This window comes from Paenibacillus xylaniclasticus (assembly GCF_004001065.1).
Lineage (GTDB): Bacteria > Bacillota > Bacilli > Paenibacillales > Paenibacillaceae > Paenibacillus_T > Paenibacillus_T xylaniclasticus.
The window spans coordinates 142863-162639 of record NZ_BIML01000005.1 but is presented as its reverse complement, the minus strand read 5'-3'; the positions used below and the strand labels follow the sequence as shown (position 1 = coordinate 162639).

Annotated in this window: 20 protein-coding genes and 1 riboswitch; of the genes, 16 read left to right on the top strand and 4 right to left on the bottom strand. The window is 52.0% G+C overall.

The window, feature by feature from the left end; genetic code table 11:
* Window positions 1-30 precede the first annotated feature (30 nt).
* The 7 genes from ychF to PXY01_RS23035 all read left to right on the top strand — a co-directional run bounded on the left by ychF (window position 31) and on the right by PXY01_RS23035 (window position 8792).
* On the top strand, window positions 31-1131 hold the full coding sequence (gene ychF, locus PXY01_RS08020; protein ID WP_127569105.1) for a redox-regulated ATPase YchF: 1101 nt from the start codon (window positions 31-33) through the stop codon (window positions 1129-1131).
* A 229-nt stretch (window positions 1132-1360) separates the two neighbouring features.
* Complete coding sequence (locus PXY01_RS08015; protein ID WP_127569103.1) at window positions 1361-3103, top strand: methyl-accepting chemotaxis protein; 1743 nt, start codon at window positions 1361-1363, stop codon at window positions 3101-3103.
* Window positions 3104-3241: 138 nt separating this feature from the next.
* Window positions 3242-4315 (top strand): peptide chain release factor 1, encoded by a 1074-nt coding sequence (gene prfA, locus PXY01_RS08010; RefSeq protein ID WP_127569101.1) that lies wholly within the window; start codon window positions 3242-3244, stop codon window positions 4313-4315.
* Window positions 4316-4420: 105 nt separating this feature from the next.
* Window positions 4421-5446: a peptide chain release factor N(5)-glutamine methyltransferase gene (gene prmC, locus PXY01_RS08005; RefSeq protein WP_127569100.1), complete on the top strand. Its 1026-nt coding sequence runs from the start codon at window positions 4421-4423 to the stop codon at window positions 5444-5446.
* Window positions 5447-5595: 149 nt separating this feature from the next.
* Window positions 5596-6711: a zinc metalloprotease gene (locus PXY01_RS08000; protein ID WP_127569098.1), complete on the top strand. Its 1116-nt coding sequence runs from the start codon at window positions 5596-5598 to the stop codon at window positions 6709-6711.
* Window positions 6704-8638 carry an ABC transporter ATP-binding protein/permease gene (locus PXY01_RS07995; protein ID WP_127569096.1) on the top strand — a complete coding sequence of 645 codons (1935 nt, stop codon included), beginning with the start codon at window positions 6704-6706 and terminating at the stop codon, window positions 8636-8638. Before PXY01_RS08000 ends, PXY01_RS07995 begins: the two co-directional genes overlap by 8 nt.
* A gap of 31 nt (window positions 8639-8669) precedes the next feature.
* Window positions 8670-8792: a hypothetical protein gene (locus tag PXY01_RS23035; RefSeq protein WP_262385110.1), complete on the top strand. Its 123-nt coding sequence runs from the start codon at window positions 8670-8672 to the stop codon at window positions 8790-8792.
* A gap of 328 nt (window positions 8793-9120) precedes the next feature.
* Here PXY01_RS23035 and PXY01_RS07990 read toward each other — a convergent pair whose 3' ends face one another.
* The 4 genes from PXY01_RS07990 to PXY01_RS07975 are packed head-to-tail and all read right to left on the bottom strand — an operon-like array spanning window position 9121 to window position 11803.
* A complete protein-coding gene (locus PXY01_RS07990) occupies window positions 9121-9753 on the bottom strand; it encodes a response regulator transcription factor (RefSeq protein ID WP_127569094.1) in 633 nt (210 codons plus the stop codon).
* Complete coding sequence (locus tag PXY01_RS23265) at window positions 9753-9947, bottom strand: ATP-binding protein (protein WP_127569092.1); 195 nt, start codon at window positions 9945-9947, stop codon at window positions 9753-9755. The genes PXY01_RS07990 and PXY01_RS23265 overlap by 1 nt, the downstream gene beginning before the upstream one ends.
* The gene (locus PXY01_RS07980; protein WP_127569090.1) at window positions 9944-11098 is read right to left on the bottom strand and encodes an ATP-binding protein; all 1155 of its coding nucleotides are present in this window, start codon (window positions 11096-11098) and stop codon (window positions 9944-9946) included. Before PXY01_RS07980 ends, PXY01_RS23265 begins: the two co-directional genes overlap by 4 nt.
* 6 nt (window positions 11099-11104) lie before the next feature.
* Complete coding sequence (locus PXY01_RS07975) at window positions 11105-11803, bottom strand: haloacid dehalogenase-like hydrolase (RefSeq protein WP_127569088.1); 699 nt, start codon at window positions 11801-11803, stop codon at window positions 11105-11107.
* Window positions 11804-12042: 239 nt separating this feature from the next.
* Between PXY01_RS07975 and PXY01_RS07970 the strand changes: the two genes are divergently transcribed.
* From PXY01_RS07970 to PXY01_RS07930, 9 genes are all read left to right on the top strand, one after another.
* The gene (locus PXY01_RS07970) at window positions 12043-12267 is read left to right on the top strand and encodes a hypothetical protein (RefSeq protein WP_127569086.1); all 225 of its coding nucleotides are present in this window, start codon (window positions 12043-12045) and stop codon (window positions 12265-12267) included.
* Between the two features lie 147 nt (window positions 12268-12414).
* Entirely contained in the window at window positions 12415-13185 is a 771-nt protein-coding gene (gene spoIIR / locus PXY01_RS07965) for a stage II sporulation protein R (protein WP_127569084.1), read from the top strand.
* 110 nt (window positions 13186-13295) lie between these two features.
* Window positions 13296-14492: an L-threonylcarbamoyladenylate synthase gene (locus PXY01_RS07960; RefSeq protein ID WP_127569082.1), complete on the top strand. Its 1197-nt coding sequence runs from the start codon at window positions 13296-13298 to the stop codon at window positions 14490-14492.
* A 120-nt stretch (window positions 14493-14612) separates the two neighbouring features.
* On the top strand, window positions 14613-15179 hold the full coding sequence (locus tag PXY01_RS07955) for a manganese efflux pump MntP (RefSeq protein ID WP_127569080.1): 567 nt from the start codon (window positions 14613-14615) through the stop codon (window positions 15177-15179).
* Window positions 15180-15199: 20 nt separating this feature from the next.
* Window positions 15200-15790 carry a low molecular weight protein arginine phosphatase gene (locus tag PXY01_RS07950; protein ID WP_127569078.1) on the top strand — a complete coding sequence of 197 codons (591 nt, stop codon included), beginning with the start codon at window positions 15200-15202 and terminating at the stop codon, window positions 15788-15790.
* An 82-nt stretch (window positions 15791-15872) separates the two neighbouring features.
* Window positions 15873-15952: riboswitch (ZMP/ZTP riboswitch) on the top strand.
* Between the two features lie 132 nt (window positions 15953-16084).
* Complete coding sequence (gene rpiB, locus PXY01_RS07945; protein WP_127569076.1) at window positions 16085-16543, top strand: ribose 5-phosphate isomerase B; 459 nt, start codon at window positions 16085-16087, stop codon at window positions 16541-16543.
* 28 nt (window positions 16544-16571) lie between these two features.
* Window positions 16572-17210 (top strand): TIGR01440 family protein, encoded by a 639-nt coding sequence (locus PXY01_RS07940; RefSeq protein ID WP_127569074.1) that lies wholly within the window; start codon window positions 16572-16574, stop codon window positions 17208-17210.
* A 99-nt stretch (window positions 17211-17309) separates the two neighbouring features.
* Window positions 17310-18557: a serine hydroxymethyltransferase gene (gene glyA, locus PXY01_RS07935; protein WP_127569072.1), complete on the top strand. Its 1248-nt coding sequence runs from the start codon at window positions 17310-17312 to the stop codon at window positions 18555-18557.
* A gap of 155 nt (window positions 18558-18712) precedes the next feature.
* Window positions 18713-19771, top strand: a complete 1059-nt coding sequence (locus tag PXY01_RS07930) for a UCP032817 domain-containing protein (RefSeq protein ID WP_127569070.1) — start codon at window positions 18713-18715, stop codon at window positions 19769-19771.
* Window positions 19772-19777 lie beyond the last annotated feature (6 nt).

The following is a 19777-nucleotide window of genomic DNA, read 5'->3' as shown; positions in this document are numbered from 1 at the left end:
TTGAATAGAGATTAGGAGTTGTTGTGCGTCATGGCGCTTTCATGTGGAATAGTCGGACTGCCAAACGTTGGCAAGTCTACGCTGTTTAATGCAATTACGCAAGCCGGAGCGGAATCGGCCAACTATCCGTTCTGTACGATCGACCCGAACGTAGGGGTGGTTGAAGTGCCGGACGAGCGTCTAGCGAAGCTGACGGAGCTTGTCGTGCCGAACCGTACCGTACCGACGGCATTCGAATTTGTTGATATTGCAGGACTTGTAGCCGGTGCGAGCAAGGGTGAAGGTCTGGGCAACAAGTTTCTGGCCAATATCCGTGAAGTCGATGCGATTGTTCACGTTGTGCGCTGCTTCGTGGATGAGAATATTACGCATGTGTCGGGTAAGGTAGATCCGCTTGGCGATATCCAGACGATTAATCTGGAGCTCATTCTGGCGGATATCGACTCGGTCGATCGCCGTATTGAGCGCACCCGCAAGAATATGAAGGGCGGGAACAAGCAGTACGCGCAGGAATTGGAAGTGCTTGAGAGAATTAAGGAAGCGTTGTATAACGATCAGCCGGCGCGCAGTGTCGAGCTAACGGACGAAGAAAGGCTGCTCATCCGCGATCTTCATCTGCTTACGACGAAGCCGGTGCTGTATGCAGCGAATGTTAGCGAGAAGGATGCAGCTAATGCAGACGATAATCCGTACGTCAAGCTCGTTCGAGAATTTGCTGCAGCGGAAGGCGCGGCAGTCGTACCGATCAGCGCGAAGGTCGAATCGGAAATCGCCGAGCTTGAAGGTGAAGACAAAGCGATGTTCCTGGAGGAACTGGGCTTGAAGGAATCAGGGCTAGACCGTTTGATCAATGCAGCTTATAAGCTGCTCGGCCTGTATACTTATTTTACAGCCGGGGTACAAGAGGTTCGTGCTTGGACGATCCGCAAAGGAACCAAAGCGCCGCAAGCAGCAGGCGTTATTCATAGCGACTTCGAACGCGGCTTCATCCGTGCAGAGGTTGTAGCTTACGACGATTTGGTTGCAGCAGGTTCGATGAATGCGGCTAGGGAGCGGGGCAAGCTTCGTCTCGAAGGCAAAGATTATGTTGTGCAGGATGGAGATGTTATGCACTTCCGTTTTAATGTTTAAATGTTAATAAATTACTATATTTAAGCGACGGATCGCTAAGTAATCCTTGCGAAAATAGACACTTTCGGCAGTTTTGTACTGCTGAAGGTGTCTTTATTTTATTATTTTCTCAGAAATTCGCAAAACCGACTAATTGACAGCGTTTACAGAACCGTTAAGAAATATATCGGCAGATTTAGCCAAAAGATAGACTAATTTAGGTAGATGCTGAGTAGGAGGAGACAGCAGGATGAGTTGGCGAAAAATAAGTCTTGTATGGAAGTTTGCAATTTTGGTGTCGTTGATCATCGTTGTGATGGTGACGTTTCTGGTGTCGGATTCAATTGAACGGCAGCGGGACACGTATTATGAAAACATCAAATCAACTGGAGATATGTTGAAGTATCAGATCGCGGCGGATCAGAATGAAATTCATCTGGCGGCGGATGTGATCAAGAGGGAAGAAGACTGGGAGAGGTTTGCGTCGTTCACGACGCTGAACAAGCGTCTGTCGGCGATGACGAATAATCCGATGATTGGCAACGCTTATTTGCTGCTTACGGACCTGAAGGAAGAGGGCGGAACCGTATCGTTAAAGGTATTGATTTCGGATAATACGAGTAAGGAAGCATTGACGCCGGGCGCTGATTATCCGATGCCGGAAACGTTCAAGAAAGGATACGAGGCTGCAATGAAGGGAGGAGCTACCCTAACTGATGTCTATTCCGATGAGATGGGTGAATGGGTGACGTACTTGGCTCCTATTGCAGACTCGGATGGACGCAAAATCGCGTTGTTCGGGGTTGATATGCGCAACAGCACACTGACTAAGGAATTAAGCGAAACGACACGGCGCGGGGTTATTATGGCTGTTGTAATCGGGGTTGTCGGTATCGCGCTTGTCATCTTTATCATGCTGTTGATGCTTTCGCCGCTTAAGCGGCTGACGAAGCTGGCTCAGCAAGCGGCTGAAGGTGATCTGACCGTACAGGTGGATAATAAGGGCGGCGGCGAAATCGGCCGATTGGCTGAATCGTTCCGCGGCATGATCGTCAGCTTGAATGGTCTGACGAAGCATGCACAGGCGCTGTCGATTGACGTTAATAAGCATGCGGAGCATGTTCATACGAATGCGGAGCAGTCGCTATCACAGACACAAGCCGTTACGGAAGCTGTTCGCGAAGTCGCTACAGGCTCGGCTCAGCAGCTGCAGAGCTCGCAGGAAAGCCAGCGGGCAATGACGGAGATGGCGGTCGGTATTCAGCGAATCGCGGAGTCATCCGCTTTTGTGTCAGAGGTTGCGGCTGAAACGGCAGGGCATGCCGGAACGGGCGGCGAGCTGGTTAAGAAGACGGTGCAGCAGATGAAAGCAATCGAAGTTGATATGAACCGCACGACAGAGTCGATGCGCGAGCTGCAGAAGGAGAGCGGCCGGATTCAGGAAGCGCTGCTCTTAATCGGGGATATCGCGTCTCAGACTCACTTGCTTGCGCTTAACGCTTCCATTGAAGCGGCTAGAGCTGGTGAGCATGGCAAAGGCTTCGCGGTCGTCGCAACGGAAATTCGTAAGCTTGCTGAGCGCTCCTCGGAATCGTCACAGCAGGTCAGTGACATGCTTGGAGGCATTGTCGACCAGACGAACGCAACGGCCGAATCGATCGAGCGTTCGCTGGAAGAGACGAAGGCGGGTGCAGAGGTAGCGGTTCAAGCTGGGGAAGCATTCCGTTCGATCGAAGAAGGGATTCGCACGCTCGTCGGACAGATTCAAGAGGTTTCGGCGTCCGCAGAGGAAATGTCGGCAGGAAGCGAACAAATTGCGGCGTCGCTTGATGAGCTGGAACGAATCGCGGTTCAAGCGGCAGGTCATGCAAGCTCAGCGGCTGAAGCGGCAGAGCGCCAGCTAGAGCTGATGAATGAAGTAACGAGCGTATCGGAATCGGTGAAAGGCAGCGCGGAACAGCTGTCGTCCGCTTTCAAAGCGTTCAAGGTATAGAGGCATATTCGAATTTGGGCGCCTCGTAAGCGGCTTCCATCGATCTAACAGTTTATGCCGAAGCATCCTTGTGCTATAATTATGGGATGAATACAAGGTTGCGGTCTATTGACCGAATCTTATAGGGGTGAATAAACGGTGTTAGACCGGTTATCCGTATTAGCTGACCGTTATGAGAAGTTGAGCGAACTGCTGTGTGATCCAGACGTGGCAGGGGATCCGAAACGGTTGCGCGAGTACTCCAAGGAGCAGTCCAGCCTGCAGGAGGCGTACGAAGCGTTTACAGAATACAAGAGCGTCAGCGAACAGCTGGAGGAAGCGAAGCTGATGCTCAGCGAGAAACTCGATGACGAGATGAAAGAGATGGTTAAGCTCGAAATCGAGGAATTGACCGAGCGCAAGGCACAGCTTGACGAACGGGTTCGAATCGTCCTGCTGCCTAAAGATCCGAATGACGAGAAGAACGTCATTGTCGAGATTCGCGGTGCGGCCGGCGGCGATGAGGCAGCGCTATTCGCAGCCGATCTGTATCGGATGTATACGCGCTATGCCGATTCGCAAGGCTGGAAGGTCGAAGTCATGGACATGAACGAGAGCGATCTCGGCGGCTTCAAGGAGGTCGTATTCATGATTATCGGCAAGGGCGCTTACAGCAAGCTGAAATATGAAAGCGGCGCACATCGGGTGCAGCGTATTCCGGTAACGGAATCGGGCGGCCGCATCCATACGTCTACGTCGACGGTTGCGGTCATGCCGGAGGTCGAGGAAGTCGAGATCGAGATTCTTGATAAAGATATCCGCGTTGATACGTTCTGCTCAAGCGGAGCGGGCGGCCAATCCGTCAACACGACGAAGTCCGCCGTTCGTGTCACGCATATTCCGACTGGTATTGTGGCGACTTGCCAAGATGGCAAATCCCAGAACGATAACAAAGCGAAGGCGCTGCAGGTGCTTCGCTCGCGTATTTATGAAATTCATCGTCAGGAAGAGGAAGCAAAGTATGCCGGCGAGCGCAAAAGCAAAGTCGGCACGGGTGACCGCAGCGAGCGGATTCGGACGTACAACTATCCGCAAAGCCGTGTTACGGACCATCGGATCGGCTTAACGCTGCACCGCCTCGATTCCATCATGAACGGTGATATTGAGGAGATCATTCAGTCGCTGACGCTTGCGGAGCAGGCGGATCTGCTTGCACAGGAGAATAATGCATAAGCCTTGTGCTAAATAGCAACGCTATAGTAGCGATTGAGCAGGGCATAATCTTGTTAGTAACTAGTAATAGAATTAGGAGTACAGCTCGAAGGGACGATAGAAGAGATGAATGATCGATTTCTGCCTAATCCCGGCGAGTCTGGCGCCAGCATAAGTCCGTCTTGGACCATCGGAGAAGCCTGCTTGCAGGCTTCTTCGTTTTTGGCGGGAGCTGGCGTTGGGGAGCCGAGGCCGAATGCCGAGCGACTGCTGATGCATCTGCTCGGCATCGGGCGCGCAGAGCTGCTGCGCGATTGGTACGAGCCGATGCCGAAGCGGCAGCTGGAAGCATTCGGACAAGCAGTTGAGCGTAAGGCAGCAGGCGAGCCCGTGCAGTACATTATCGGCGAGCAGTGGTTTTACGGCCTGGCGTTCCAGGTGGAGCCGGCCGTTCTTATTCCGCGCCCGGAGACGGAGCTGCTCGTCGAGGCGGTACTGGAGGCGGTCGATCGCCTGTGGCCGCAGGCGAGCGCAGCGGCTGGTGAGCCGGTGCCGACGGTGCTTGACGTCGGCACCGGCAGCGGCGCCATCGCCGTGACGCTGGCATCGCAGCGTCCGAGATGGCGCCTGTACGCGTCCGACCTGTCGCCGGACGCGCTTAAGGTCGCCCGCACGAATGCTGCCCGCCATGGGGTGGCGGGGCGCATTATGTTCGTGCAGGGCGACCTGCTCGCGCCGTTCGTGCCGAAGGCGGACGCGCGCGGGGCTCTCGAAGCGCCCGCGGCTGACGCCGGGCGCTTCTCGGACGCCGTCGATCCCGCAGGCTTGCGGATCGACGTGCTCGTATCCAACCCGCCGTATATTCCGGCGGGTGACATTCCCGGCCTGCAGCCGGAGGTGCGCGACTACGAGCCGAGACTCGCGCTCGTTGGCGGCGATGACGGCTTGGAGCCGTACCGCCGCATGGCGGCGCAGCTTCCAACGCTCGTCCAGCTGCCGCGCATCGTCGGCTTCGAGCTTGGCATCGGCCAAGCCGAAGCCGTGGCCAACCTGCTGCGGGAAATCGGTTATTGGGACGACATTCGCATTATTACGGACTACGGCGGCATCGACAGACATGTCATTGCCGTGAAGAGCCGCGAATGCCTTTAATGGCATTCGCGGCTTTTTTGATACAAATTTACTATCACGTCAAGGATTAAAAAAAATCAGACTCCCTTAGAAAAGGTTATATATGGTAAATTGATAACAGTAAAGGGAATAGATAAACGAACTAACTGCAGATACGGGGGGTGACTAATGTGAGCATCGAAATTGTTCAGCAGCGTGATTCCTATATTGTACGAAATGGCGCCAGCTATTTTAAATTAGGAATAATGGAAGGATCTATTCTAGTAGATATTCGTGAAGGTCTTTCAACAGATGAAATCATACGAAAGCATGAGTTGAGCCGGGAACAATTCGAAGTGCTTCAACAACAGTTCCTCTCTGTTGGCGTTATAGGAGAGCCGAAGAAGGAGAAATTTAATATTTTCTTCATTAAAATACCTCTTTGGAATCCTGATAGATTGTTTGCCCGGTTGACCGCTCCGTTTATTCGGTTTCGACTGTTAACTCAAATTACGTTCTGGGTGATGAATTTATTCATCCTGATAGGCCTATATCACTTTTTCGCTCATTATGATTCCATTGAACGTATCGCGCTTCAAGGCTTCAAGGGGGGAAGACTAGCGCTGGCATATGTGTGCATGATTAGCTGCGTCATATTACATGAGATGGGACATGCATTTATGTGCAGATATTTCGGCGGTAAGGTCAGTAAGATCGGCTTGATGCTGCTATTCTTCAGTCCTGCGATGTATTGCGATGTAAGTTCGGCTTGGCTGTTTGAGAAGAAACGAGGCAAGATAGCGGTTGCATTAGGGGGGATTTACGTCCAACTTGTGATTATTGCGGTGCTGATACAGTTCTTTTTGACTAGGGAATCGCAATTGCTATCATGGCTTATCTTTACGAATGTCTATATGATAGTTACGAATCTTATTCCGTTCGTGAAGCTGGATGGTTATTGGGTGCTTTCGCACGGCACGGGCATCTCTAACCTTTATTCTAAATCGCTCGAAAGAGTTCGGCGGCTTCTGGATCGATCCGCGGGCCCGGTGATGGGGATTACGACAAGACAGGATCAATTTATTCTAGTCTATGGACTGCTCACTGTGGTTGCTGTGGCCACTTTTATGATGATGGGGCTGTACTCTCTTTACTATGTGACAACTCACGAATCTATACCAATGTGGATTCGGATTATGACAATTATTTTAGAGGTGCTTATATACGTCTATATTATCGCGAGAGTTCTTGTGTTTGCTGTAAGCAGATGGATGAAGAAGAGAGAGGAAGTTGGAGCAGATGCTTAAGTTATCCCATGTCTATAAGACGTATTCCATGGGAAACGAGTCTTATCAAGCACTGGATGACGTATCGTTCGAGATTGACCGCGGTTCATTCACAGCTATAGTCGGTCCTTCCGGCTGTGGGAAATCGACGCTGCTGCATATTATTGGCGGACTAGATCGCGCGGCCGGTGGGGAGATTCGATTCGGGGACGAAGACATAACGAAGTATAGCGAGAAACAGATGGATCAGTATCGATTAAAAAATATCGGCATTGTCTTTCAGCAGTTCAATCTTGTCCCTCACTTGAGCGCACTGGAAAACATTGAGGTGCCGATGACGCTTGCGGGTATCAGTCGATCGGAGCGCAGGCGGCGCAGTAAGGAGCTGCTTCAGCTCGTTGGGCTTGAGGATCGCGCGAATCATAAGCCTAATCAGTTATCCGGTGGTCAGAAGCAAAGGGTCGCTATTGCAAGGGCGCTTGCTCTTAACCCGACCATTGTTCTGGCTGATGAGCCTACCGGTGCATTGGATAGCCAGAACGGTAAAATGATCCTGGAGCTGCTGAAACAAATCTCTCGCGTGAAGGGTACAACGATTGTCATGGTGACGCATGCGGCAGACATTGCGGCAGAAGCGGACCATGTGATTACGATGCTGGACGGTCGTGTAGTCAAGGAGACCTTTGAGAAGAAGTCTGACTCGTCTGGTACTGCGGCAGAAGACAAGCGCTGGAATGGCATGCGGTTAAGGACGGCTGTTCGGCATGCTCTAGGCAACTTGCTGCTGAAGAAGTGGCGAACAGCTCTCGTCTGTCTGGGTTCTTCGATTGGTATATGCGGCATTGCGTTGATGGTTGGCATGGGTTTAGGGCTGGAGACCAAGATTAAAAAGGAGCTGTCGCCAATTCTCGATTTGACCTCCATTTCGGTTAGTGTAGGGGAAGACAAAGATCTTCTGACTAAAGAGCAAATTGAACAAATAAAAAGCATTCCGGGGGTCAAAGCAGCCTATTATTCGTATGCGTTTGATGCAGGCATTATTCATGGTTCTTATAACACGACGGCGAGGATCTATTCTTCCAAGCCAAATGAATGGATAGGAAAGAAGGAACGGAATCAAATGGTCGCGGGCGATTATCCGAAGTCAGACTCGGAGATCGTTATTCCGGAATCGCTAGCCGAGGAATTATTAGCGGAAGGTCAGGACCCAACGGAGCTCATTGGCTCGAAAGTAACCGTCTATTTCGCTAATAGCGGTAATTTCGCATCGGAGACCGAGAAGGCTGATATGACGGTTAGCGGGATTATTAGTGAGCATCTGTTCGGATTGCTGACCGAATCATATATTGAGCATTCTTACGCAGAAGCATTGTCGGCTAGGATCGACGTCCAGAAACAACCGCGTCCGATTGGTACGTCGGTGCTAGCCGAGTCGGAAGAAGTGGTGGATGAGGTCAAGGATTCTTTAGTAGCCAAGTCGTTCAATGCCGTAACGGAAGAAGAACAATTCCAGAGTGTTACTCAATATTTTCGATTCGTTCAAGGGGTACTGGGCATGTTCGCTGGAATATCACTTGTCGTATCTTCAATCATGATTGGTATCGTACTGTATATCAGCGTATTGGAGCGTACGAAAGAAATTGGCGTATTTCGGGCAATGGGCTCGCGACGCAAAGATATAAGGAGAATATTTTTTACTGAAGCGGGTGTAATCGGATTCGCAGCGGGCGGCTTTGGAGTTGTTATTGCATTGCTTCTGGGCATCATTGGTGATGCTGTGATTGAGCAGGCGATTTTGAAGGAAAATGCTTTTCGCGTATTCTCGATTCAACCCGGGCTTATATTATTCTGTCTTCTATTCAGCATCGGATTGAGCTTGCTGGCTGGTTGGATTCCGTCCAGAAGAGCAAGCAGCCTTGATCCTGTCGAAGCTCTCCGTCATGAATAGTAGTTTGGGCTTATGAAAGGAGGTGATACACATGGAAAACATGTTCCAAATCGAACAACTGGAAAGCATGATCGCACCTGAAAGTGTGGCATATAAAATTGGGTATGCTGTAGGTTCCGCTGTTCGTGCAGTACTGTCGATTGACCTGTGGTAATAATCCTGAGGTAATATTATGGCTCATGGTAGTCTAGGGAGGTGAGAGTGATGACGCAACAGTTTCAAATTGAGATGCTAGAGTCGATTGCAACGCCTGGTTTTATTGGTGCTGTAAAAGATTTCTTCAGAGGATTTATAGACGGTCTAATGGGCAAATAAGGCGGAGTGCATGAGGCAATAATCTAAGCTGCGCGGCAGGGGGGCGACCCTGCCGCGCTTTCTCATGCTTCGCCAATCAATGGGATTATGCCTCGTGTGCACTCCTATGTACGTATCGTATCAATTCTGCCTTTCAAAGTCAAAGAAATCCACGACTTACAAGTACCTCATTTATCGGTAATCCCTCTCATTTCGATTTTAGTAAGTGCCTCTTTCGTGGATTTGACCCCTAGCTTTCTCAATATATTTCGTATTTGTGTCTTAATGGTGTTTCTTGATTTGTATATCTGTTCTTCGATTTGCGTTCGAGTCATGCCTTGGGATAAATGCTCCAATACTTCTCTTTCGCTAGGGGACAGCAGGTTAAGCATGCTTTGCGTTTTGAGTTGGTGATAATCGTGAAGCAGCAGCTCCAAAGGCGAGTGACAATCATGTATCAAATTAATGGCGCTTACAAGTTGGTTGAGTTGTTTTTTTGGAATGTATTGTACCGCACCGGCATTGAAAGAATGCAGGATGACTTCGGCGCTCTCTACTGCTGTAAACATAATAATCTTGGTATTGCCTCCGCATTCTCGGTAAATGTCGAGTGCAGCCAAAACTCCATCCGTCTCGTTAGGTGTCAGACTGACGTCTACGATTGCTATATCAGCTTGTGTTTCTTGTGCAAGACGAATGCCTGACTTGCGTGAGGAGGTTATACCTGCGATTTGAATATTAGGGTCTTGCTTACATGCGCGCTCGATGAGGTATTGCCATTCTGGGTCGTTATCAATGATTATGACACGAATGACAGACATTAACTTTGTCTCCTTTCATTAGGGAAAATAAGTTGAACGGTTGTTCCCTGTGGGGACGCGCTCAGGAATTGAATTTCGCCGTGATGCTTCTTCATTACTTGATAGCAATAGGACAGGCCGAGTCCATAATTCAGTTGTTTATTCTTAGTGGTGAAGAATGGCTCGAAGGCCCGCGAAGCGATCTCCTTGGTCATTCCTGAACCGTTATCGGTATAGCGAGAAGCACGGTTTGAGCAGTTGTTTTCGATTGAATTGTAATTATTCCATCCATCCCGCACGTTTCCATTGCGTTTATGATGATGTTGTGCAGCATTTCCTTGACATGGATACGATCACACACTAATATAACGTCTTGCGTGATTTTGGATTGAATAGCAGTGCCATGTGAATGGAGCCGTGAAGTGATTTCATTGACGGTTTCGTCTACCAATTCCATCAACGAGCAAGGCGCGGGAGACAGGACAAAATCGCGCGTTTGTTCATAAATGCGTTTCATCATTGCCTGCATCTCGGCGCAGGCGTTCCGGACGATTGTAATTTCCTTCCTTTCTTCTTGGGTGTGCGACGGTTGCAAGCTTTCCATACAGGCTAATATTTTGGCCAGTTGATTCTTGAATGCGTGTTGAAGCATCAAGGTGCTGGTAGACGTCGCACTCATAGAATGATCCATCTGATCGTTCTCGAATCGAATGCGAATGCCGAAGACGTCATATTTGATGAACAACACGAGGCTGACCATCCCCAGGAAGCCGATCGATATCGCATTATACCGGAACGTTTCGAAGTGGTTAAATACTCGCGGTATGTACACCGTAAATAATTGAACGACGGCCGGCGTCACAAGCAGCAGGGTAATAGCTTTGTTCTGTCTGACGACGCCTCTTGGAGCTAATATGAACGACCTAGCAAACCAGATGTAGGAAATCGCAATATAGGGTAAGGTCCAAATAAGAATTCGATCATAATGATAGGCCGGAATAGGGTAATAGTCTGGAAGGAGCAGTAACTCAACTGCAATGGGAATCGCCAGAATATATCCGAGCCACTTGCGAATCTCAGGAGAAAAGATCTGATGATGTGACATGGAAAACATAAGAAAAAAATAAGGCATACCAAGAATATTAGAAAGCGAACCTATTACGTATGACCATTGTGCAGCTCGTGTCCCTGTTTCCGAAATAAGGGAGTGGGAGCTGAGGAAAGGGACGATAGCTTCGATCACAATTCGCCCAAATCCGCCGGCGCCTGCTGCAAAAGCGCATAGTATGGCCCATTTTAAACGCTTACGGTCTTGAATATAGAAAATGATAGCCAGCGACCACATAGTGATGCAAGCTATAAGCACGTCAATTCACTCCTTTGTTTTATTTATGATATGAATGCTGGCATTGTTCAATTGCTTCATCCACCTCTTCCGTTTAGAAGTTATGATCAGCGCATGGGCTGCGGCGGCCAAGGCGTCCCGATCGTGTTTAGAATCTGCGATGGCTGCCGTCGGCATATGTGCTAGCTCGAGCATCCGGCGGCGCTTGAAATGCTTAAGACCGGCCAGATGGACTAGCGTGCCGGCAGCAGGTAACGGAGCTTCGCTAACAGAAAGGCTGTGATGCGGAATGCCAAAATACCGGCTGTATTGCTCGACAATGGGCGAGATTGATGTAGACAGCAGCTCGACCTCAATGCCTCGCTGCTGCAGCATTGTTACAAATTCCTGCATGCCAGGCAGGAAGCGGAAGCGAAGCACCTCGTCGAAATACCGCTCTGCGTACGCTTCAAGCTCAGCCAGTGGGATGCGGCGATAACAGCGGTAAAAGATTCGCTGAAACCAATCGCGGTTCAAGAAATCTAGCAGGATATAAAATGGGACACGGCTGATGGCGAACCAGATTAACCAGAAGCGGTAACGGAGTTTGTTGTTCATACGACAGGAACGAACGAATAAATAGAAGCCGACTACATTACTGCGGGTAAGGGTGTTATCAACGTCGAATACGGCGCGACGTACGCCGCAATCAAGCCATTCGTCAGCAACCTTTTGTAAAGTAGGCATTATTACCTCTCTCTTTCGAATTATGATACTATGAATATTGTAGCTTGAATAAATGGATTTTACAATTATTACATAAATAAAGAACTTATACCAAGAAGATGTTCGTAGGAGAAAGTGATTATCTGGAGTTAGGATACTTCTTCTATTTGTTCCCGAGAACCAAGATGAGGCTGAGAATAGGCCCGTGAATAAGAGGCTTTTGTCTGCTTATATATATATGCTAATTATGGAGGTAGCATATGAATCCTAAAATGTTGTTGCTATATTTGTTATGCGCTGCTGCTGTAGGTGCGGGTTTGCTTATGCCGCATATCCAGTGGTGGATGAAGCTGATTCTATTCGCCGGTCTCGTCTATTTGGAGATAGCTCAGGACGAGCTGACGCGCCGGCAGAAGTATATGGTCCTATCGCTGTTTGCTGCCGGAATTATGGCCGGCTACGGTATTAAAGCTTGGGGTGACTAAGCGGGGTGATTCGCCGTCCGGTAATTCTGGACGGTGTTTTTTAGTTTGATAGGTTTATAGATTCCCTCTCACGGACATACTGTCGGATAGATACGTTCCGGAACGCAAGCTGGAGCGCCGACGGGCGCCTGAGAGGGGCTTGTGTCTATGATCCGCCATCATTTTTATTATTCCGTTGATTCTTCTGAAATCGTTCGTCGTCCAATCGAAAGACCGCGGCGCAGCCGCTTTGTATATCGTCCGATGTATGGTTATCTCGTGCTGGCTCTTTTCGTGCTCGTCATGAGCTGGGAGCAGCTGCGCACGGATGCGGCAGCGATAGAAGGTGCGATTCCGGAGCAGTCGATCCGGCTTCGCATTCTGGCCAATTCCGATAGTCCTGTCGATCAGGCGGTCAAGCGGCATGTGCGGGATGCAGTCGTGAATGCGATGAACAGTTGGGTAACGGGTCCGGCCTCGATAGAGGATGCACGCGCGACAATCCGGTCGCATATGGGAGAGCTGGAGGCGGTGATCGCGCAGGAGCTGCAGTCGAGAGGCTTTGATTACGGGTTTCAAGCGGAGCTGGCCGTCGTTCCTTTCCCTACGAAAATGTACGGCAGCCGTGTCTATCCTGCCGGCGATTATGAAGCGCTCCGCATTACGCTCGGCCAAGGAGCCGGTCAGAATTGGTGGTGCGTGCTGTTTCCTCCGCTTTGCTTCGTAGATGCGGCAACCGGGGAGGCGGCTCCTGCGAAGACGGCAAATACGTCGAAGGTTAAATCAGATAGCAGCGAAGAGTTAGTGAAGCTGACGAAGGCAGACGGTGAAGGGAAGCAGTTGGAACAGCAGCAGGACGGAGAAGCGCCGAAAGCAAAATTTTTTCTGGTGGAGATCATTGAATCGATTATCCGATTTTTTAAGAACTTATTTTCTTAATCCTATTCCTGCAGCCAGTAACTCATAACGAATCAGCCGGTCTGCGCGAGCAGCCGGCTTTCATGTGTTATAATACAGAAAACTATTTATGACAAGATTGAGGACTTCCTATGACCACGAACAAAATGACTTCCATATGGCGCGTTCGGCCAGGCTCGAACGATCCTGCCTCGCGCGCGGCAATTGCAGAGGCAGCGCAGCTGCTTCGCGAAGGCGGCACCGTTGCTTTCCCCACAGAAACGGTATATGGGCTCGGCGCGGACGCCCGGCGAACGGAGGCGGTCGAGCAAGTATTCGCCGCCAAGGGCCGCCCGTCTGATAATCCGCTTATCGTTCATATCGCGGATGAATCGCAGCTGGCGGAGCTAGTGCTTCCTTATGGGGAGACAGAGCAGGCGCTGATGAAGCGGTTCTGGCCGGGGCCGCTAACCATTGTACTGCCCGTTAGACCAGATGCAGTGTCACCGCGCGTGACGGCTGGGCTTGACACGGTGGCAATCCGTATGCCGCAGCATGCCGTTGCGCTGCGCCTCATCTCTGAATCCGGCTGCCCGGTGGCGGCGCCGAGCGCCAACCGTTCCGGACGGCCGAGCCCAACGCTCGCGGAGCATGTCCGCGAAGATCTAGACGGCCTGATCGACGGCTTGATCGACGGAGGACCGACCGGCGTCGGACTCGAGTCGACTGTCGTTATTACGGAGGGACCTGGTGTCGTTCGGATATTGCGCCCCGGCGGCGTAACGCCGGCAATGCTTCGCGAAGTGGCGGAGACGGTGCTACTGGATGAGTCGCTTGCTGGCGTCGGCGAAGACGGCAATACGACAACAATGAATAATGCGAAGCATGCCGTTAAAGCTGGCGGCACAACCGAAAGTACGAACAACGGTCAGTCGAGCAAGGCTGTAAATGATACTGCTAATCAATTACAAGCGAAGGCTCCTCGTTCGCCTGGCATGAAATATGCGCACTACGCCCCGCAGGGAGAGATGGTGCTTGTGAGCGGAGTGGCATCCGCTGTCCGCGAATATATTCGCCGCGAGGCTGAATCGGCAGCTGAGCGCGGCGAAGTGACCGGCGTACTCACATACGACGAACACCAGGATGAGTATGCGGCCGACGCTGTTATCAGCTGCGGTCGTCTCGATCAGCTGGAGACGGCGGCGCAAGGGCTGTATGCTGCGCTCCGCGAATTTGACGCCAGAGGTGTGCAGCGTATATGGGCGGAGGCGTGTCCGGACGATGGAATCGGACTTGCGCTGATGAATCGGTTAGCCAAAGCTGCAGGAGGCCGAATCGTTGTCGTTTAAATTCTAAATTGAATATGAAATCAACGAATGTTCCCGCGATTGCTATGACATGAACATGAAACCCCGCTCGTCCGCATAAAGTGTACAACGAATGCGTGATGCGGGGAGAGATGAAGAAACATGCTGTTAGAATCGGGTATGGGAACCGGCCAGCTGTTAACACTGCTTATTATGGCTGCTGCACTCGGGATGGATGCTTTCTCTCTCGGCGTCGGCATTGGCATGAGAGGGATTCGGCTGAAGCGCATATTGGCGCTGAGCTCTATCATAGCACTGTTTCACGTTCTAATGCCGCTGGCCGGCATGTATGCCGGGCAGTATGTCAGCGGGCTGCTAGGCACCGTTGCCTCCCGCGCGGCGGGCGTCTTACTGCTGCTGCTGGGCGGTCATATGGTGTATAACTCTTTTCGCGCCGGGAGCAATGAGCAAACGGTTGATCACCAGACGTTCTGGGGCATGCTGCTGTTCGCATTCAGCGTAAGTGTCGACTCCTTCTCGGTAGGTGTTTCACTCGGCATGTTCGCAGTCAATATATTATTGGCGGTGCTGCTGTTTGGTCTGTTCGGCGGCGTGATGTCCGTGCTTGGACTGATGCTGGGCAGACATGCTGGCCGGAGTCTGGGCGACTACGGTGAAGCGTGCGGCGGCATCATTTTACTCACATTCGGACTGATATTTGTGTTCTAACAGAAAGGGGGCAACTTCTTGTGAAACGGATATTGTTCGTATGCACCGGCAATACGTGCAGGTCACCGATGGCAGAAGCGATATTGCGCAGTCGCGCGGCGAGCCGCTCGCTCAATATCGAGGTGCGATCCGCTGGCGTATCGACGGTCGACGGCATGCCGATATCCGCCAATGCTCTGGAGGTGCTTCGCCGCAGGCAGATCGACCATCAAGGCGAAAGCCGTATGCTTGAGGAGCAAATGGTGAACTGGGCGGATTTGATACTGACGATGACATCATCCCATAAGCGCGGTCTGATCGGACGATTTCCCGACGCGGTCGATAAGACGCACACGCTGCTTGAATACGCGGTACCGGATGGATCGGTATTGGACGATTTGAAGGAGCTGGAGCGTCTTTATTCAGAATGGCATATGAAACAGGCCCTCGGAGAACAAATGCCGGAAGCGGACCGGGCGCGGATGATCGAGCTGGAGAAGAAGATACCGAGCTTCGACATCGCGGACCCATTCGGCGGCCCGCTGCCGCTGTATGAAAGCTGTGCGGCGGAGATCGAGCGAGCGCTGGACAGGCTGCTGGATAAGCTGGAGGACGGCGGAGAGCAGGGGTAAGTGAGCACGATCTACGTACTGTTTTCGGATATTGAGGATTGATTTATGTCGTGCTATGGAGTATCATAAAATCAAATTTAATGGTTTCCGATGTGACTGGCGACGAAGTGGGTTACCACGGTGGAGCATCGGGATATACGGCCGGTCGCCTGGGCAAAGAGCATCGCGCATTCGAGCGTGTTATGCTCTTTTTCTCTTTCTCGGGCAGCTCGTGCTGTCGTGTAATGCGGTCAAATTAGGTATAATAAAGCGGGACAACTGCATTCTTAATGAACCTAAAGGAGGACTCCCCTCATGAAAATCGCAATTGGGGCCGACCACGGCGGCTACCGCCTGAAAGAAATTATCGTTCCTTTCATCGAATCGCTTGGCCATGAAGTGAAGGATGTCGGTTGCTCGTGTGAGCAATCAGTCGACTATCCGGACTATGCGCTGCCGGTATGTGAAGCTGTCGTCAGCGGCGAAGCGGACCGCGGCATTCTGATCTGCGGCACGGGCATCGGCATGTCGATTGCCGCGAACAAAGTGCCGGGCATTCGCTGCGCGCTCGTACACGACATGTTCTCCGCTCAAGCGACTCGCGATCATAACGATACGAATGTGCTGGCTATGGGTGAACGTGTTATTGGCCCTGGCATAGCACAGGAGATTGTACGAATCTGGATCGAGACGCCGTTCTCGAACGGTGAGCGTCACGTTGGACGTCTGAATAAAGTGAAGCAAATCGAAGCGAAATACGAGCTGCATCCTTAATGCTCGACAGAGGCAGGAGGCGTGAGCGATGAACGAACAAGGTGTTTCGAACGAGGCGGCAGCCGAGCTTAGTGCCCGGCAGGCAGAGGCAATCGAACAAGCTGTTCTAACCGTCGTCAGCGAGCTTGCTGCCGCGGGCAGCCTCAAGCCGGGGCAGCTCGTCGTCTTCGGTGTCAGTACGAGCGAGGTGTTAGGACGCCGAATCGGTACATCCGGCACGACTGCAGCTGCAGCTGCGATTTTTGCAGGCATCGAGGCTGTTCGGCGTAAAGCGGGCTTCTATCCGGTGTTCCAATGCTGTGAGCATTTGAACCGGGCGCTCGTGCTTGAGCGGGAGGCGGCCGAGAAGTACGGATTGGATGAAGTGTCGGCTGTGCCGGTGCCGAAGGCGGGCGGTTCAATGGCCGCTTATGCTTTTCAGAGCTTGAGCGATGCAGTGCTCGTCGAATCGGTGCGGGCTCATGCGGGCGTTGACATTGGAGACACCTTTATTGGCATGCATCTTCGCCCGGTTGCAGTGCCGGTTCGCCCGACGATCCGCGAGATTGGCCAGGCTCATGTGACGATGGCGTTCACACGGCCGAAGCTGATCGGTGGCGAGCGGGCCGTATATAAGCTGGCTGCGCCAGCTTTGAAGCCGGGGCAGCAGAGCGGCTCTTGCGATTAAGCGACAGCAGTACATGAAAGATCTGTTATCCGGTAGTGAACATGCGGGCAACCGCTTGAACATATAGCGAATGCTACTATTCGAAGGAGGATTTATCTTATGGAAAAATTGCGTCAACAAGACCCGGAACTCGTCAAAGCGCTCGGACTTGAGCTGCAGCGCCAACGCGACAACATCGAGCTGATCGCATCCGAGAACATCGTAAGTGAAGCGGTACTGGAAGCAATGGGAACGGTTCTGACGAACAAATATGCAGAAGGCTACCCAGGCAAACGCTACTACGGCGGCTGTGAGCATGTGGACATCGTTGAGAACATTGCACGCGACCGTGCCAAAGAACTGTTCGGCGCAGAGCATGCGAACGTTCAGCCTCACTCCGGCGCACAAGCGAATATGGCTGTATACTTGGCATGCCTCAAGCCTGGAGATACGGTTCTCGGCATGAACCTGGCGCACGGCGGTCACTTGACGCACGGCAGCCCGGTTAACGCATCTGGCCTGCTGTACAACTTTGTCCCTTACGGCGTACAAGAAGATTCGTTCACGATTGATTACGAGGAAGTTCGCAAGCTGGCGTTCAAGCACCGTCCTCGTCTGATCGTTGCCGGCGCAAGTGCTTACCCGCGCATCATCGATTTCGAGAAGCTTGGCCAAATCGCACAGGACGTAGGCGCGCTGTTCATGGTTGACATGGCTCACATCGCAGGTCTTGTTGCAGCAGGTCTGCATCCGAGCCCAGTACCGCATGCTCACTTCGTGACGACGACGACGCACAAAACGCTTCGCGGCCCGCGCGGCGGCATGATTCTGTGCCGCAAGCCTTGGGCTGCTGCAATCGATAAAGCGGTATTCCCTGGCTCGCAGGGCGGCCCGCTCATGCACATTATCGCAGCCAAAGCGGTTGCTCTTGGCGAGGCGCTTCAGCCTTCGTTCAAGGAGTATGGCAAGAACGTCGTTAATAACGCCCGCGTTCTCGCAGACGCACTCGTTGGCCATGGTCTGAACCTTGTGTCCGGCGGTACGGATAACCACCTGATGCTGGTTGACCTGCGCAACCTGGGCATCACGGGTAAAGACGCAGAGCACGTTCTCGACTCTGTTCAAATTACGTGTAATAAGAACGCGATTCCGTTCGACCCTACAAGCCCATTCGTCACGAGCGGTATTCGGATCGGTACGCCTGCGGCTACAGCACGCGGCATGGGTACGGAAGCGATGAAAGTTATCGCAGAAGTCATTGCGATGACGCTGAAGAATCCGAAGGACGAAGCGGTTCTGGCTGAAGCGCGCGCGAAAGTCCAAGCGCTGACGGCACAATATCCGCTGTATCCAGGCATGACTTATTAAACCATATCTTCAACAGTTAGATGAGACCCTGACTCGCCGATGGCGAAGCAGGGTCTTTGTGCGCTAGGCAGCGTAGTCGATTAAGATTTGTCGATCGGACATACCTCCCATGCTATACTCGTTATAAATATGGAAAAATAGAGAGGTGCATGGGAGTGGCAGAGCTATTTATTGTTATCATCAGTCTTGTCACATTGATCATCGTACTAGGAGTATTTAGTAAACGACAATCAGGCTCAGTGCGGCTGCCGAAGACTGCTGCTTGGCCGCATGAGAAGCCGCCGGCCGGGCTCGGTCTTGCTGACAGTCATCCTGCAAGGAGCGCAGCGGAGAGATTGGAGGCGGCGCTTGGCTCTGATTTCGAAGCCCGTGTGCAATATCGAGTTCAATCTGCAAAGCCGGGCATGTCCCAGCAGGAGTGGGCGTGGACCTGGTTCGAGCTGAAACGTTATTTTCTCCTGTGTGCTCTGCTTCGGAACGTGCCGATGTATAGTACGAAGATCGACGAAGTGTGGCATGAGATGCTGATGTTTACCCGCGAGTACGAAAGCTTCTGCCGCCAATTTTGCGGAGCTTACATCCACCATGCGCCGCATGGGCAAGATGACAATAGACCAGAGGAAGGCAGCCGAGCTTGGTTTGATTGGCTATACAGGGAGCTGTTCGAGCTGTCGCCTGTCAGCGCCAGGCTGTGGGGCTCTTTCTATCGTGAACCGCTCTCGCCGAAGCGGTTGTCTGAGCTGAGCTCGATGAGTGAGACCGACATCGTCAAGGCTTGGTTCCGCAGCGATACGACAGGGGCGCACGACGATTTGAATCGGACGGCGCTCCAGCTTGCCGCTGCAGCTAAGCGTCAGATGGACGCGGCGAGCCGCAGTAACAACGCATCACCAGCGCAGACCAAGCCAAGCCAAAGCAAGTCTGCAGCCCCGGATGATCTCTCGCATGTTATGACAGGCAGTAGTCTGCTGATTTATTATTCGCTCCTGGAGCCGAGCATGCTGGAGCAGCGGATGCAAGAGCATATACGGCGCGATGATGAGCGTCACGGAAGCACCTCGGCTTGCTCCTCCTATAGTGAGGACCGCTCATCCCGCCATGACCACTCGTCCCATTACGGCCATGGACACGACTCTCATGACGGGGGCGCCTCTTCCTGTGGAGGTGGTTCTTCGTGCGGTGGAGGCGGTGGCTGTGGAGGCGGGGGCGACTAGCTCTTT